The organism is Halalkalibacter oceani, assembly GCF_023715605.1.
Lineage (GTDB): Bacteria > Bacillota > Bacilli > Bacillales > Bacillaceae_D > Halalkalibacter > Halalkalibacter oceani.
Genome location: NZ_JAMBOL010000006.1, coordinates 17,083 through 33,050, shown reverse-complemented (window position 1 = coordinate 33,050; position 15,968 = coordinate 17,083). Strand labels below are relative to the sequence as shown.

Here is a 15,968-nt window from a genome sequence, read left to right as displayed (position 1 = left end):
AAGCGGCGTGCGAAGCCGCCACCCTTCCTCGAATCAACCCGAAAATTTTATTCTTTCTTATCTTTTGAAAAAAACCTTACCAGCGCTCCGGGAATCCAGAAGGCTGATAAGGTTCTTCTTCCTAGGCTCTCCGCGCGCTCGCGGCAGCCTCTTTCTCGATATGCTTTGCCTCAGTCCGGTCGATGATGACCGCCGCAGAAGCATCGCCGGTAATGTTGACCGCCGTACGAAGCATATCCAGCATGCGGTCAACAGCCAGCACGAGAGCGATTCCTTCAACCGGCAACCCGACTGAATTAAGGACCATCGCCAGCATGATCATTCCGACACCCGGCACCCCGGCCGTGCCGATACTGGCCAGCGTCGCCGTTAAGATGACGGTTACCAAATCACCGAATGAGAGCTGCGCCGCATAAACCTGGGCGATAAAGACCGTTGCGACCGCCTGCATAATCCCGGTCCCGTCCATATTAATCGTCGCCCCCAGCGGTTGAACAAAGCTTGACACCGGCTTGGAAACCCCGAGGTTCTCCTGTGCCGTTTTCATCGACAGCGGCAACGTTGCGTTACTGCTCGACGTACCAAAGGCGACGGTCATCGCCGGGAAAAATCCTTTAAAGAAATCAATTGGATTTTGCCTCGCCAGCAAAGCGATCAAACCACCGTAGGTTAAGATGGCATGAATAACTAAAGCTAGCACAACCGCGATGACATACATCATCATCGAACCTAGCGCATCAAGGCCGAGCTTCCCGAGCGCCGAAGCGATTAAAGCAAACGCCCCAATCGGTGCCAGCTTCATCGCCACGGTTACGAGATACATCATAATTTCATTTCCCTGTTCCATTAGCCGGAGAATCCCGCGTGTCTTGTCTCCGAGCTTCGCTAACGCAAAACCGATAAAGACGGCAAAAGCGATAATTTGCAGCATCTCTCCTGTCGCCATCGCTTCGATCGGATTTTCTGGAATAATATTTAACAATGTTTCCATGATCGGCGGAGCCTCTTCTGCCGAATATTCCGCTTCGCCTTCTCCCATTAATCCCGGCTGTCCCGGCTGCAATATGTAGGCAACGGCGATCCCGATAACGAGAGCGATTGCGGTTGTCACCAAATAATAAGCGATCGTTTTCGAACCAATGCGTCCAAGCTGCTTCGGATCACCAATTCCGGCTGTTCCGAGCACAATAGAAAAGAATACAAGCGGCACAACGAGCATCGTGATCACTTTCAGGAAAAGCTGACCGAGCGGGGTTAACGCATACGTGTCAAGCGGAGTAAAAGCGTTAGGTGCAAAAAGATTGAAACCTAAGCCTACAATAATACCCAAAATGAGGGCGATTACTATTTTTTTCGTTAAACTCATAGCCTAGCCTCCAATCCGTTTCTTCATTCCTACCATCTAAAGTCAAAAATATTCTGGCATTTATTATTTCCCGAGACGGCCAATCTCGAAACTCACTTACGTTTCAAAATTTTATCAGTAAAATGTCTTTTAGACAACCATGAACTAATTATGTAGGTTTAAGGACTTAATTGAAATGTTTTCCATCTGATTCCATCAGGACCTAGGGACTATAGCGCAGCCCGGTTTTTTTAGGATAACAACTTTAATGAGCTTGATACAAAAGAGGCCGGGCAAAAGGTAAAAAAAACTACCTTATGACCCCGCCTCTTATTTAGAAAGTTTACTAATCACTTTTTCGATTAATTGATCCTCGTCTGGTGCAGCTACAGGCCGATTATTCACAAATGCAAACGACTTTTTTCTCCCCGGTCCACAGTAAGACTGGCAGCGAATATCGATCTTCGCCTCCCCGTCAACCTTTTTTAGCCGTGGAAGGAGCGTCTTCACATTGGTCGCTTGACATTCATCACAAATGCGAAATTCATTAGCCATTTCTGATGTTCCTTTCCTTATTCATTTTTCTTCTCATCTATATCAAATCGATAAAATTGTTTGTAACGCTACCCTTCAGTATAGCACATATTTTGAAGGAAGCAATCCTTTCAGCGGCATGCTATAATGAGCTTGTTTGAGAATTTATCTATAGGAGCTGCCTCCCATGAACTATGATTTACAGACGATTTCCCCCCAATGGCGCTGGCTTGATCAAACGCGCTTCGGTCCGGCTTTTGATGCGCTGCAATCCTTTGCCTATGATGACACATTTTGCACATTAATCGGTCAAAAACAGGCGGTCCCGCTTGTACGGACATGGGTTCATCACGACACCGTCGTTCTCGGTATTCAGGATACACGTCTGCCGGCTGTTGAGGCTGGCTGCTCTTATTTAGAAGAGCAGGGATACCGCGTGATCGTCCGAAACTCTGGCGGTCTCGCCGTCCTGCTGGATAGCGGAATTTTAAACATCTCGCTTTTATTACCTGAGATAAAAGGCATGACAATTGATGCAGCTTATGAACAAATGTACAGCACGATAAAGGAGCTGCTCGCTGATTACGAAAGGCCGATCCAGGCATATGAAATCGTCGGCTCCTATTGCCCGGGAAGCTATGATTTAAGCATTGACGGCAAAAAGTTTGCCGGCATCTCCCAGCGCCGGATACGCGGCGGGATCGCTGTCCAAATTTACCTGTGCGTGGAAGGCTCAGGCTCAGGCAGGGCCGCCTTGCTGCGGGATTTTTATCATCTTGCCGTCCCTGAAACGAATCCTTCCGTCGACTATCCGCTGATTCAGCCCGCCACCATGGCTTCGTTAGCAGAACTGCTCGATTCAGGTTTAACAGTTGCCGGCTTAAATGAACGGCTGTTGCATCTTTTGCAGCAGAAGGTCGATGTCCATCCTCATCTTTCCTCGACCGAGGAGACGGCATTATTTAGTACGAACTATGAACGAATTGCCAGCCGCAATGAAAAAAGGCTGACACAAAAAGGAATGAATTGACCTTTTTCGTCAGCCTTGTCTGCTTACATCACGACAGACTCTCTCTGGTTAATCGCCTGGAGCGCGGTGATTAACGACAATTTATAAACATCGGCTGCGTTACAGCCGCGGGATAAATCATTGACCGGCTTATTCAAGCCTTGCAATATCGGACCAATGGCATCATATCCACCAAGCCGCTGGGCAATTTTGTAGCCAAGATTGCCGGACTCCAGACTCGGAAAAATAAAGACATTGGCCTGCCCTTGAAGCGGCGAATCAGGAGCCTTCTTCTGAGCGACCGCCGGAACAAACGCGGCATCGAATTGAAATTCGCCATCAATCACGAGGTCGGGCCGGGCTTGCTGGGCGATTTTCGTCGCCTCCGCGACCTTTTTCGTTTCGATCGAGGAAGCGGAGCCTTTCGTGGAGAAGCTGAGCATCGCGACTTTGGGGTCTAAGCCAAACACTTTCGCCGTTTCAGCGGTTGCAATCGCAATCTCCGCTAATTCCTCACTCGTCGGCGCGATATTGATCGCGCAATCGCCGAAAACGAATTTCTTTTCATCCTTTACCATCACAAAGACGCCTGACGTTCGTTGAATACCTGGCAATGTTTTAATGATTTGTAAAGCCGGGCGAACCGTATCCCCGGTTGAATGGGCCGCCCCGCTGACGAGGCCGTCGGCTTTTTCCATATAGACAAGCATTGTACCGAAATAATTCACATCCTGCAGCTTTTCCCGCGCTGATTGTTCCGTTTCTTTTCCTTTGCGGCGTTCCACAAAGGCCGCCACCATCTCGTCGATCCCGCTATAGGACGCTGGATCAATGATCGGTACTCCGCTAAGATTGACATTGATTTCCGTTGCCTTCCCCTTAATGTCTGCTTCATTTCCAATTAAAAGCGGCTTTATCACCTGGTCGTTGGCCAAATTGGCGGCCGCCTCAAGAATTCGTTCATCTGTTCCTTCAGGCAAAACAATCGTCGGCCGGTGTTTTTCCACCTTTTCCTTTATATCTGTAAAGAGATTACCCACTACAGCATCCTCCTCTTTTTCTTTCACGAAATGATCTCTTTCAAGGATACCTTCCTCCCGTTAAAAATGAAACCAATTTTGTCAAGTTCATTATAATATCAATTTTTCAAAAAATCTCATTGATTACGCTTCCATACTCTTTATTTGCCTGTTTTCCGCCTATTCAAACGTTTTTATAGCTTGGCCACTAATCGATTTGTTATGTATAGCGGGCAGATGACTATTTTGTGAACAAGTCCCGTTTCCTTAGCCTCCCCCCGATCATTTGCTTTTTTCCCGCTTGCTAAATATGGTATAGTGCTAGTGATACGGTGCGCAAAAGCGTCCGGCAGATGGTCATAAAAAGGAGCTGTTTTCAATGAGTGAAGCTGCGATAACATTAGATGGCTGGTATTGTCTTCATGATTTCCGTACAATCAACTGGCCGGCCTGGAAGTCGATTTCTACAGAAGAGCGGGAACAGATTTTAGCTGAATTCCACGCAATGATTGAAAAGTGGGAGCAGACCGAGGCAAAAGAACAAGGAAGTCATGTGATTTACTCGATTGTCGGGCAAAAGGCCGACATCATGTTCATGCTTCTTCGTCCGACGATGCAGGAGCTGAATGAGATTGAGAATGCCTTTAACAAAACACGTCTCGCTGAATTTACAATTCCGACCTATTCCTATGTGTCTGTTGTGGAGCTCAGCAATTATATGGCCGGGGAAAGCGACGGCGACCCTTACGAAAATCCTCATGTGCGTTCCCGCTTGTATCCGACTCTTCCGAAGGCGGCACATGTCTGCTTTTATCCAATGGACAAGCGTCGACAAGGCGAGGATAACTGGTACATGCTTTCGATGGATGACCGCCGTTCTCTTATGAGAAGCCACGGCATGATTGGACGGAGCTACGCCGGAAAGGTGAAACAAATTATTACAGGTTCAGTCGGCTTCGATGATTGGGAATGGGGCGTAACGTTATTCGCCGATGATGTTCTTCAATTTAAGAAGCTTGTCTATGAAATGCGTTTTGATGAAGTGTCAGCGCGTTACGGCGAGTTCGGCTCTTTCTATGTCGGAAATATTCTCGATCCGACCGGGCTGTCCCGTTATTTCCACGCTTAACAAGGTTGGGAGAAAAGGTTGTTTCTTTGACCTTTTGTCCAGCCTGCATTAAAGCAGTTTTCTTACCAGCAGAGGGTATGTCAAAAGGGAAATCACCCCTTTTGACATACCCTCGTTTTTTTAGGTTCTACGTCAAATGTTGGGGTAGCGAGAGGATCACTCCTTATCCTACCCCGAATGTGATGTCTTTGTATTGATGGTGAAGTAAGATCCGGTTGCGCAACCGATCATATCTTCGAAAGCCAAACGCATTCCGCTTGATGACCTTCGTTTGATTGTTGAGTCCTTCGACAAATCCATTGGTGTACCCAAACGCAAAGCTATTTAAGATTTCAGTTTCCCAGTTCCGGAATGTTCGAATGGCTTTCCGAAAGGCGTCAAGGTTACTCTGTTCCACTTTTTCATAGAACGCATAAAGTCCCTCTTTGACTTCCACCATTTTGCCTTCCTTGCCCCACTCTTTCGCCCGATCAAACCATGCCATATACGCTTCTTTCAGCTCATAGGCCTCTCGTAGAGCGTCAGAAAGGGACAAGTACCGTTCTACGTACCATAGCTGCCTTTCGGTCAGCTCTTCTCTTCGCTTGTAGAAAATGCTTCGGAGTCGCTTGCACTTCTTCCGGTCATAGGGGTGGAAGGCTTTCTGTTCGGTTCGTCGAACCGCCTCTAAGGCCCAAATCATGTAGCGGGAAAAATGGAACCGATCCCCAATAATGACCGGGCTGCCAAGTGCCTTTTGTACGGCTGATTTGAAGGAGTAGCTCAAGTCCATCACGACCATTTGCACATGTTCCCCCTTCTTCTCCAAATACCATTGTAACGTCTTGGCAGAGCGGTCGGGAAGGATGTCGAGAGGGCGGCGTGTTTGAGCATCTGCTAGAATGAGCTGGTAGGTCCCTTCCTGCGTGTCTGCCTTGTATTCATCAATCGCGATCACCGGCGGAAGCTGATCCACTTCCTTTACCAGCGAAGCTGACAGGTGATCGAACCTCCGCATCACCGTCGTCGGAGAGGTATGGAACTGCTTGGCTGTATCCGTAAAGTTCTTCCCTTCGATCACCCTCATACCCAACGCCTGGTTCCACTCGATGGTCTGGCGTTGATACTTTTTCACAAACGATACCGTTTCCGCGAACTTTTTTCCGCATGGACAAGCATACCGGCGCTTTCGATAAAACAAAGCGACCTTCCGCTCAAACCATTTAAGGTGCTGGATCTTTTGGATTCGATAATCATGCACACGTGTCGTCATCGTTTGACAGGCCGGACATTCATGGGGTTTTCTTGGTACCTCCACATGAATCGCTACCATGTCCTCGCGTTCTTCTACCTTTGTCACGTTGACCTCTTTTAATCCTGGGATTTTCATGATAGACTTTTGTTGCACGCGGCTCCATCCTTTCTTTGTTTCTCATCAATTCAAGGATAACAGGATCAAAGGAGCTTGCGTGTCTTTTTTTGTCCTCATTGTGCGAATACCCCAACATTTATTTTAGAGCCTTTTTTTAAGCAGGCTCTTAAAAAGTGGTATATGCCTTTCTTTTTCCTCATATAGTGAAGTAACTGTAACTGTCTGCGTCAGCCGATGTCCTCGTTACATATAAAGGCAATGCGCTTCACGACATCTGAGATTGCCAACTTTATGGGAGGTGAATGGATGGCTGTTATAAAGGCTTCATCCAGCGACATTGATATGCTTGCACGCCTGATGCGAGCAGAGGCTGAAGGGGATGGGGAACTTGGAATGCTCAATGCCGGAAACGTGATGGTGAATCGCATTAGAGTCCGCTGTCTCGATTTTGCCAATATTGCCACGATCCCACAGATGACCTTTCAATCGCCCGGCGGCTTTGAAGCGACACAGAAAGGATACTTTTATCAACGGGCGAGAGAGCGCGACAAAAGACTGGCTCAACGGGTAGTAAATGGAGAACGGTTCAACCCCGGAGAATTTGCGTTATGGTTTTTCAGGCCTGAAGGGGCTTGCCCGCCCCAATGGTGGGGGCAATGGAACTCAGGAAGGTACAAATCTCATTGTTTTTATACTCCGCTTGCATCAGAATGTCCGGAAGTGTATAGCACTTATTAAATCTTGATAAAAAAAGAGGGGGCGAGAAATATGAGTCAACAACCTAACCAGCAATGGAATCAGGCGACACAAGGCTTCGAAAACTACGGCTATGCGCAGCAGCAGCAAGGATATGCACAGCCGATGCAGCCTCAGCCACAGACCCAGGCTCAAGGCCAGATGCCTTATTTTTCTGCGCAAAATTATCAGGTTCCAGGCTTTGTCCAGCAGCAGCAGGCTGCCCAGAATCAGGGAGGGTTGCTGCCACTGGAACAATCCTTTATTGAAAATATTCTCCGGCTCAACCGGGGGAAAATGGCGACTTTTTATATGACCTATGAAAACAATGACCAATGGAATGCGAAAATTTTCAGAGGAAGAATCGAGGAAGCCGGCCGCGACCATATTATCGTCGGCGATCCGGAGACAGGGATGCATTATTTGCTGTTGATGGTCACGTTGGACTATGTGACATTTGAAGACCCAATTGACTATGAATACCCTTACGGCGGGCAAACGCCGCTTACACAGTATTCACCGCGGCCATAAGGATTGGCAATCGCTTCGTTTGCTAACCGGGGGCGGGACAAAACTAAAGGCTGGGCGAAAGGGACAAACAACCTTTCGCCCAGCCGTTTTGTAACAGCTCCTTCAATGCTTCGCCTTTCCCACAATCCTCTACAAGCCGCGAACGACTGCGATCCCCAGCAAAATCCAGCCGATGATAAAAGCAAGTCCACCGATTGGCGTGATGGCGCCCAGCTTTGTTACACCGGTTAATGCCATCGCATACAAGCTTCCTGAAAAGAGGACAATCCCGACGACAAAGCTCCAGCCGGCTCCGGTGAGTAAAGAAGAAGACGCCAGCTTGATTGCCACCAAACCGACGAGCAGGAGACCGATCCCGTGGATCATATGATACTGGACTCCTGTTTGGTAATTTTTCATCATCCGCTCTGACAAACGGCCTTCGAGACCATGAGCGCCAAATGCCCCGATCACTACCGCCAATGCCATCAAAAGACTACCTAGTAAAAGAAAGATTTTCGCCATACTGACAACTCCTATTCCTGTCGTTTCTTCTATGAATACAATAGCGAATATTGCTACAGACGTCAAAGGATCGCCAATAGACTCCTTTGCGACGTTACGCTAAAATAAGGACAATAGCCGTCGACACAAAGGAGTGACTGATCTTGTCTTCTATTACAATCAGACGTTACACAATCGAGGATTACCCGCAGTTATTGGATTTGCAGAAGGAAGCTTTTCCGCCGCCCTTCCCGCCGGAGCTTTGGTGGTCTCCTGAACAGATTCAGGCCCACGTCGACACTTTCCCCGCCGGCGCCCTATTAGCGGAAATAGATGGTACTGTCGTTGGCTCAGCAACCTCGCTTCTGACAACGTATAACGGAAAGCCCCACACGTGGGCCGAGATCGCCGATAATGGCTACATTCGGGCGAGTCACGAGCCTGACGGGGACAGCTTATACGGAATCGATGTGTGCGTCCGCCCGAGCTTTCGCGGCAAAGGTGTCGCCAAAGCGCTCTATGAAGCCCGCAAACAGCTTGTACGTGAGCGCGGCCTCGCCCGTTTTCTCGCCGGCTGCCGCATTCCCGATTATCATAAATATGCCGGCACGCTCTCGCCGGACGAATATGTAAAGGCGGTCGAACGACAGGAAATCAAGGATCTCGTCCTCACGTTCATGCTCAAGCAAGGGTTGACGCCGCTTCAAGTGCTGCCAAACTACGTCGACGACGACGAATCACTCCACAACGCCGTCCTCGTCGAATGGACTAATAACAGCGACTAATGTCGCCGTTGTTAGTAGCAATGTGCGGAGCCGCTGCAAGGTTTTGGAATCTGACAGGAATGGGCTTCTCCTGTCAGATGGGCAGCGTGCAGAGCCATTGCGGCTGCCTTAAACTTTCTAAACGCTAAAAATCCAACAAGCTCCCCTTGTCCTTATCTTCCTCTTTTTCATGGAGTGTCGGCTGGACAAAGCTTAACGGCTTAGGGGTGACGGTCGGCTGGTTGACAGAGGCAGCTTGCTCTTGCTTCTCTGCCCCTTTCAACAACTGGCAATACGCCTCGATCGCCGTGGCACATTCGCTTACCCGGACCGCCTCGCCGGCAGCCGCCGCCTTTTTCAGCGCCGCAACTTGTACGTCTATATGGTGAATAATTTTCTGTGCAGGTATGTTCATTCAACTCCCTCGCTTTCTTGATATCATCTTAGCATAGGCAGAAAGAGAAGCCTATAAAAAAACCGCCATAGGCGGCCTTTCTTTGAAGCACTGCGGGAGCCGTTACAACGGTCTTTGTTTTCCATGAAAGTGGTGTTTTTTCAGGGAGAACGTAACGTACGGAGCCAGTGTCTTCCTCGATTTTTTCCCACACTTACCTCTGAGAATGTTTATAACTTTCTAACCTTAAAAAAGAGACCAACCACCTTTTTCAAGTGATCAGTCTCGTTTGTCCTGTTCCTTTGCAGCGAAAATCGCTTTAATTCCCGCGATATTCACCCCTTGTTCAATAAATCGTTTAATTTCGCGAAACTGCTCGATATCTTCAATCGAAAACATTCGCTGGTTTCCTTCATTGCGTGAGGGCTTCACTAAACCTTGTTCCTCATAATAACGAATTTGTCGTGCAGACAGATTTGTCATTTCCATTACAACTCGAATTGGAAAGCAAGCCTGCTCACGTGGAATATCGGGTTTCACTCCCTCCCCTCCTCCTTCATTCACCTATTCTTTATCTAGACGTTTCTCCTGTACGACCTTTTGCTAAAAAAGTGTAGACGTCCCGCAACGTGTCAAAGCCAGCTTCCCTCGCTAAGTGTATATTTTCCTGCCAAAGTCTTGCTGTCATCAGAGCGTCTTCCTTAGCATGGTGCCTCTTCTGAACTGGAATATTGAAATACTCACAACATTCATCTAACGTAACAAGCTTTTTTGTCGGTACTACCACTTTGGTTAAAAAGGACGTATCGATGATACGGTGCTGAAAGGTTGTTCGTAATGTTTGCCATGTTGCATGAGACATAAAACTTTTTTCATGACTTGCATGATGAGCGACTAAGGTCGCGTGCCCCGTAAATTGATAAAAATCTGTCAGTACTTCAGCCAAGGGTGGAGAAGCGGCCAGTTCATCCCGTGTAAGGCCCGTCAGCTCAAGCACCTCATCCGACGGCTCCTTTTTACACTGGATCGTTGAGTAAAACGTTTCCTCCGTTAAAATGTCGCTCCCCTTCATTTTCACAGCGCCAATGGATAGAATACAGTCACCTTTGTCAGGGTAGAAACCGCTCGTTTCCAAATCAAAAACGACAAAAGGCAGCTCTGCCAAACTCTTATCCAATACATCTTCCTGCTTCAGCTCCCGCTGTATTTGACGCAAATGGGAAAGGCGCGCCGCTGCCGACTGCTGCTGCATCGACGTATAAATGGAAGGACTCAGCTTTCCTGATAGCTGCTTCACCAGTTGTACCATGGAATTCATGACCATGTTGATCCACCCTTTTTATAGCGTTTTTCAATTTCCCGGTACAGCTGATGACCTTCCTTTACCCAGCTTTTCAACAGTTGTTTATCTTCATCGTTAAGCTCATGGAGGGAAAGGTGATGGATGTCCCCATACCGCTCTGTCGTCTTTTGCCATTGTAGTCTTTTTTCCAATAATTTCTCAAAAGAAGGCTTCAGCTCCTTAACGGAAGCAAATGCCGGAGAAAGCTCTTCAAATCGCCCAAGCGTCGAAGCAGCGAAGATTTCCTCTTCAATCGCCAGAAGTCTAAGCGCATTGACATAAGGGAACAGGACAATCTGCTTCAAATCAAATTTACCGATATGCTCCCCTTTTGTCTCAACGAGCAATTGATTGAACAGCCCGACCCCTTTCCGCAGCTTCCCTGTATTTTCGGTCAGCCGCGGCAAATAGCCGGGATGCTTCTTCACTTCCTGAAAAAGAAATGACTTTAAATCCTTGACCAGCCTGTCTTCCCCCTGCATCGGACGAGCATCAACAAATGTCAGTGTATGCCGCAGCGTTTCCCATTTATCCTCGCTCAGCCAATGCTTGAGCTGGGCTTCCCAGCTTGAATACGAGCGGCACCAGCGCGGATGCGACGCCATCACTTTACCATCACATCGCTCATAGCCAACCGCGGCCAACACATCGACAATTTCGTTTCCTAAATGGAGGAAATACTTCTGGTCCTCTTCATTTTCGCTTTCAAACACAATACCATGATCCTGATCGCTCCAAAAAGATTGCTCCAGTCTGCCTCCACTTCCCATTAAAAAGAAAGCAAAGTGAGCAGGAGGCCTGCCCCACTCACTTTCAGTCCTATTTAAAGCGAGACTGACCGCTTTGCCAATTATCTCTTCGTGACTCTGTTGAAGTGAGGTCGAGGTATGCTCCTGCTGATGAATCTTACGAAGACGTTCCTGATACAACTGCTGTTTACATTCATCCCATTCTTCATTTTGCTTCATCGGATAAACCTTGGCCTCTGACATGCTTACGCTCCTGTGCTTTTATTTTGACCTTGCATGCTTTCAGGATAACCGTAGCTGCCATGCTCACTTAAGTCAAGACCGACAATTTCCTCTTCTTCTGTTACACGCAAGCCGCCAATTAGGGCTTTCGTTACAAGCAACAGGATGTAAGACGCGATAAACGCGAACGCTCCACAAGCGACAACACTTAACGTTTGAACGCCTAACTGGCCAAGTCCTCCGCCATAGAAGAGGCCGGCACTACCACCATTCATTTCGGCAAGCTCAGGTGTCGCAAAGAAACCAGTTGAAATCGTTCCCCAGACCCCGGCTACACCATGAACCGATAAAGCGAAAATCGGATCATCAATCCGGGCTTTATCAAAGAATTTCATACTGAAGAATACGATGAGACCGCCAATAATACCGATGATAACAGCTGCCCACGGAGCAACGAACGCACAACTTGCTGTGATCGCAACAAGACCTGCTAAAGCCCCATTTAACATTGTTGGGACATCTGATTTTCCTGTCATCGCCCAAGCAATGAACAGCGCTGCAACCGCACCCGCCGCCGCGGCCAATTGCGTATTTAGAGCTACATATCCGAAGAACGCATCTGCTACTCCTAATGTACTACCTGCGTTAAAACCGAACCAACCGACCCACAGAATCAAAACACCCAATGCCGTGTACACCTGGTTGTGCCCAGCAATCTCGTTGACTGAACCATCTTTGTTGTATTTCCCTAAACGCGGCTTTAATAGAATCGTAGCCGCCAATGCCCCCATTGCACCTGTTAAGTGAACAACCGTTGAGCCGGCAAAGTCTTGCTTTCCTAGCTCAGATAACCAACCTCCGCCCCAAATCCAGTGAGCGACAATCGGATAAACAAAAGCAGTGAATAAGACAGCGAAAACGAGATAAGCTGATAGCTTCGCCCGCTCTGCGAAACCGCCGAAAGCAATCGTTAACGCGATCGCCGCAAACATTACCTGGAAGAAAAAGTCAACCGAACCGACTAATCCTTCTTCTGCCGTCGAAGTATCGCCGAAGAAGAAATCAGACAACCCGATAAACGAGTTTCCTTCCCCATAGGCGAAGCCCCATCCGACAGCCCAGTACACGAGCGAAGCAATACCGACTGTGAAAATGGTCTTACCAGCGATATGACCCGCATTTTTCATTCTTGTTGAGCCTGCTTCCAAAAGAATAAATCCACCTTGCATAAATAAAACTAAAATTGCAGCAACCATGACCCAAAGATTATCCATAAGTACTAATGCATCCATTTCTCATCTCTCTCCTCTCATTAATAGAACATGTCAGCGTCAGGGAAGCTGACATCTCTTGTTAGTTCTTATTATACGTTCTTCCTTTTTTGATTCCACACCCTTGTCAGGTTTGCTGACATGCTTTTTGATTTCCATTGTAAGATGGAATGACTTCCGATCACTGAGTCCAAAAAAATAATCGCCTTAAAGGCTGAATGTTCAACCTTTAAGGCGATCTGTTTTCCCGCTTATTCCGTTTAAACCCGCACTTTCTTTTTTTCGTTGACCGGCTTTGAAAACCATTTAATTAAAAACGGCAACGCCGCAAACAGCGTTAATACCCTCATCATTTGCAAGGTGGCAACCATCATCGGCTCAACATGGAGCGCCGTCGCGGTCGAAGCCATTTCAGCAGCACCGGCCGGCACGACACTCAAAAGGCTGGTGAAGAACTCAAGCGGCGTCAGTAAGTAAAACAGCCCCGCCAGCCCAAAGCTCATTACAAAATAAAGCGCCAGCGTCATTAAACTGACACCGCCAATTTCTTTCAACTCCAAAAGCGTTTCCTTATCAAACCGGATTCCGATAATCGCCCCCATCAGCCCTTGGGCAATGCCGGAAACAAAGCTGGGAATCTCAAGCGTCGGCACGACCCATTGATGAAAGACAAACCCGAGCGCAATCGCCAGAAACAGCGACGAACCCGGGAGCGGAATCCGCTTCCCGAGCAACAGGGTGACAAGACCGATTCCGCCGATACAGACGAAAGAAAGAAGCGCGTCACCAATCATCACCCCGCCAGCTGAACCATTTTGCGCCGGAATCGGTACGTTTAATCCGATAATGAGTGGTATAAAGAGAACGAACACCGTAATTCTCGTCGTGTGGAACGCAGCCACAACCTGCTGGTCAGCCCCATACTCCTTGCTCAGCGCGATGACTTCCGAAGCGCCACCCGGCATACAGCAAAAAAAAGCCGTGTTTGGATGCAGGCTTGAAAAACGTTGCATGAACTTACCGAGCAGCAATCCCCCTGTGATCGTTAACAGGAACACAAAAACAAAAGGCAGCAACAATGAGCGGTAGGTGATAAACTGCTCGGGAATCACTCTAAAACCAATTGTTGCGCCAATGATCGCAAGCGCCACTTTAAACAAACTATCAGGAAAATATAATTTTTTTATAAAAAAGGCACAGATAAGGCCCGTGACAAGAGAACCCAGCAACCAGCCTGCGGGAACTTGCCCTAACGCGCATAACCCGCCAACGGTTATCGCAATGATCAGATAAAGGATTTTTTGCATAAGAAGCGCCTCCCGCTTGTTCGACAACTTCACTGTTGCCTCTTTGCTCCTTTATTTTACCACTTTTTCTTTCGGCAGGCAGTTTTTATGAGAAGTCAAGCTCGACAAGCGGTCCGTGCTGCTGACCGCCAAAAACATCACCATCGCCAATATCCCCTGAACTGACAGGTCTCGGGAAAGAAATTTTGAGAGCTTTCACCTCATCGCAATATATGAGGCTTATCTCTTCCGCTGTTAAATCATATAAAGAAGCAATGAACGCTTTAGACAGCTTGGTGGAATGTTTCACTAACAGATAGTTTTCTTCACTGTCCATAATAATATCAATCGTCAGCATAAAAGGACCGGCGTTTTTTGAGCGAATCAGCTTTGCTACACTTCCTAAAGTCATCATTTTCTTCCCCCTTTACAGCTCAACGTAATCAATCGTAAAAAGTTCTAAAGGATCCTGCACTTCGATAACATGATTAACTGCAAAGCGGAACACTTCTCCCATACTGACATCCGGAGGGGAGAAAGGGAAAGCGACCTGGCTGACTAGACCGGACCATTCCTTTATTGGATGATGGAGGAGCGTATGCCAGGCAATCGCCATAATCGCTTCGCTTTGCTCAGGCGTTTCTGCAATGACTTCGAATAATAGACCAACCTCATGGCCAAATTCCCGCTCCGGCTCTAACCGCCCCATCACCCCGGCCTGTCCATAGACTCTATGGGCCAGCTGATAGTCATTTTCTTCAATTGCCAAGCTATCGCTCACTTTTCTTTTCACAACCCGAAAGGCCTCTTCAAGAAACTCAGACAGCTGCTTCAAAACAAAAGGATCACGGATTCCGCCGATGCAAATCCGGCGATGGCCGACGAGTTCGACGCCCTCCACTCGAATCGTATACTGATCGGCCCGGTGAAATTCACTCCCTGCCACTTTGACAGCCCGCTCTCCCTGCTCTGTATACGTTGCTTTACTCGTATCCAATGTACCTGAAGGCTCCTTTAAGTAATAAGGATCTGTATTTTCATATAAAAAGTGTGAGAGCACGCTTGCCGGGCTACAGCTCATCTTTTCATTCGGCGGCTCAATCACAAAATGATCCTCCCCAATCGTCGCAAACATACTATCCGGATGAAGCCGGTTCACTACACAGCCAGCACCGCATTCCAATATTTTCGCAGCATGCCAGACAGCTCCATTTTCTAACCCTTTCATAATCGGAACGGCGGCATAAATGGAAGTATCACTTGAACGCCCGGCAATGATGATTTGCGCGTCATTTTTTAATGCTTCAATATATGGCTCTACCCCCATTTGTCCGACCGCTTTGCTTAGGCGTTTAATCTCTTCCTCACCGAGCTCTGGCGCATTTTCCAACGGCTTTAGTTTTCCTTGTGAATAATAATTCAACAGCTGATCGGTTGAAATCTCGGAATATATTTTCGCAACTCTACAGTGCATCTTTTTTTCCTGAAGAATCTCCGCTACGATCTCGACAGTCCAATCAACGAGTTTATTCGTCCCGGCGGTTCCCGCCGTTCCGATCAGCAGAGGAATTTCGTACTCCAGCGCTCCTTCAATCATATAAGTCAAATCCCGCTTCGTTGCTTCTCGTGAAACCATCGGCTGATCCGCTCCTAAATAATAGGGACCCGGATCAGTGGAACCTGCATCACAGCCTATCACGTCCGGTTTTAAGGAAAGCGCTTTACGAAAGCTTTCAATTGAATACCCGGTCCCTAGCATCCCTGTTCCGGCTACGATTCGAATGACATTCATCTTCTTCCGCCT

The 15,968-nt window shown here is 47.8% G+C and carries 18 protein-coding genes; 5 read left to right on the top strand and 13 right to left on the bottom strand.

The window, feature by feature from the left end; translation table 11 throughout:
* Positions 1-121: 121 nt before the first annotated feature.
* Together M3202_RS08930 and M3202_RS08925 are read right to left on the bottom strand one after the other, a co-directional pair.
* Positions 122-1,366 carry a dicarboxylate/amino acid:cation symporter gene (locus M3202_RS08930; protein ID WP_251223002.1) on the bottom strand — a complete coding sequence of 415 codons (1,245 nt, stop codon included), beginning with the start codon at positions 1,364-1,366 and terminating at the stop codon, positions 122-124.
* A gap of 309 nt (positions 1,367-1,675) precedes the next feature.
* Positions 1,676-1,900 (bottom strand): YuzB family protein, encoded by a 225-nt coding sequence (locus M3202_RS08925; RefSeq protein ID WP_251223001.1) that lies wholly within the window; start codon positions 1,898-1,900, stop codon positions 1,676-1,678.
* A gap of 166 nt (positions 1,901-2,066) precedes the next feature.
* On the opposite strand from M3202_RS08925, the gene M3202_RS08920 reads away from it, so the two are divergent.
* Positions 2,067-2,909 carry a lipoate--protein ligase family protein gene (locus M3202_RS08920; RefSeq protein ID WP_251223000.1) on the top strand — a complete coding sequence of 281 codons (843 nt, stop codon included), beginning with the start codon at positions 2,067-2,069 and terminating at the stop codon, positions 2,907-2,909.
* 23 nt (positions 2,910-2,932) lie between these two features.
* Here the strand turns inward: M3202_RS08920 and pta are convergent, their stop codons facing one another.
* Entirely contained in the window at positions 2,933-3,928 is a 996-nt protein-coding gene (pta, locus tag M3202_RS08915; protein WP_251222999.1) for a phosphate acetyltransferase, read from the bottom strand.
* A gap of 358 nt (positions 3,929-4,286) precedes the next feature.
* Here pta and hemQ point away from each other — a divergent pair, with 358 nt between their 5' ends.
* Positions 4,287-5,036: a hydrogen peroxide-dependent heme synthase gene (gene hemQ / locus M3202_RS08910; protein WP_251222998.1), complete on the top strand. Its 750-nt coding sequence runs from the start codon at positions 4,287-4,289 to the stop codon at positions 5,034-5,036.
* Positions 5,037-5,199: 163 nt separating this feature from the next.
* Here hemQ and M3202_RS08905 read toward each other — a convergent pair whose 3' ends face one another.
* Positions 5,200-6,405 (bottom strand): ISL3 family transposase, encoded by a 1,206-nt coding sequence (locus tag M3202_RS08905; protein WP_285890356.1) that lies wholly within the window; start codon positions 6,403-6,405, stop codon positions 5,200-5,202.
* Positions 6,406-6,693: 288 nt separating this feature from the next.
* Here M3202_RS08905 and M3202_RS08900 point away from each other — a divergent pair, with 288 nt between their 5' ends.
* The gene (locus tag M3202_RS08900) at positions 6,694-7,125 is read left to right on the top strand and encodes a cell wall hydrolase (protein ID WP_251222996.1); all 432 of its coding nucleotides are present in this window, start codon (positions 6,694-6,696) and stop codon (positions 7,123-7,125) included.
* A 30-nt stretch (positions 7,126-7,155) separates the two neighbouring features.
* The gene (gene gerQ / locus M3202_RS08895; protein ID WP_251222995.1) at positions 7,156-7,653 is read left to right on the top strand and encodes a spore coat protein GerQ; all 498 of its coding nucleotides are present in this window, start codon (positions 7,156-7,158) and stop codon (positions 7,651-7,653) included.
* Between the two features lie 129 nt (positions 7,654-7,782).
* Here gerQ and M3202_RS08890 read toward each other — a convergent pair whose 3' ends face one another.
* Positions 7,783-8,157 (bottom strand): DUF423 domain-containing protein, encoded by a 375-nt coding sequence (locus tag M3202_RS08890; RefSeq protein ID WP_251222994.1) that lies wholly within the window; start codon positions 8,155-8,157, stop codon positions 7,783-7,785.
* 143 nt (positions 8,158-8,300) lie between these two features.
* Between M3202_RS08890 and M3202_RS08885 the strand changes: the two genes are divergently transcribed.
* Complete coding sequence (locus M3202_RS08885; protein ID WP_251222993.1) at positions 8,301-8,921, top strand: GNAT family N-acetyltransferase; 621 nt, start codon at positions 8,301-8,303, stop codon at positions 8,919-8,921.
* Positions 8,922-9,045: 124 nt separating this feature from the next.
* Here the strand turns inward: M3202_RS08885 and M3202_RS08880 are convergent, their stop codons facing one another.
* The 8 genes from M3202_RS08880 to M3202_RS08845 form a co-directional block, all read right to left on the bottom strand.
* Positions 9,046-9,315: a DUF5327 family protein gene (locus M3202_RS08880; RefSeq protein WP_251222992.1), complete on the bottom strand. Its 270-nt coding sequence runs from the start codon at positions 9,313-9,315 to the stop codon at positions 9,046-9,048.
* A 258-nt stretch (positions 9,316-9,573) separates the two neighbouring features.
* The gene (locus M3202_RS08875) at positions 9,574-9,834 is read right to left on the bottom strand and encodes a MerR family transcriptional regulator (protein ID WP_349775612.1); all 261 of its coding nucleotides are present in this window, start codon (positions 9,832-9,834) and stop codon (positions 9,574-9,576) included.
* A gap of 31 nt (positions 9,835-9,865) precedes the next feature.
* Positions 9,866-10,618, bottom strand: a complete 753-nt coding sequence (locus tag M3202_RS08870; RefSeq protein ID WP_251222991.1) for a 3'-5' exonuclease — start codon at positions 10,616-10,618, stop codon at positions 9,866-9,868.
* Positions 10,609-11,628 (bottom strand): DUF294 nucleotidyltransferase-like domain-containing protein, encoded by a 1,020-nt coding sequence (locus tag M3202_RS08865; protein ID WP_251222990.1) that lies wholly within the window; start codon positions 11,626-11,628, stop codon positions 10,609-10,611. Before M3202_RS08865 ends, M3202_RS08870 begins: the two co-directional genes overlap by 10 nt.
* A 2-nt stretch (positions 11,629-11,630) precedes the next feature.
* Positions 11,631-12,899, bottom strand: a complete 1,269-nt coding sequence (locus M3202_RS08860) for an ammonium transporter (protein ID WP_251222989.1) — start codon at positions 12,897-12,899, stop codon at positions 11,631-11,633.
* A 239-nt stretch (positions 12,900-13,138) separates the two neighbouring features.
* A complete protein-coding gene (locus M3202_RS08855; protein ID WP_251222988.1) occupies positions 13,139-14,185 on the bottom strand; it encodes an AbrB family transcriptional regulator in 1,047 nt (348 codons plus the stop codon).
* 85 nt (positions 14,186-14,270) lie between these two features.
* Positions 14,271-14,579 carry a DUF4387 domain-containing protein gene (locus M3202_RS08850; RefSeq protein ID WP_251222987.1) on the bottom strand — a complete coding sequence of 103 codons (309 nt, stop codon included), beginning with the start codon at positions 14,577-14,579 and terminating at the stop codon, positions 14,271-14,273.
* Between the two features lie 12 nt (positions 14,580-14,591).
* A complete protein-coding gene (locus M3202_RS08845; RefSeq protein ID WP_251222986.1) occupies positions 14,592-15,956 on the bottom strand; it encodes an acyclic terpene utilization AtuA family protein in 1,365 nt (454 codons plus the stop codon).
* Positions 15,957-15,968: the final 12 nt, after the last annotated feature.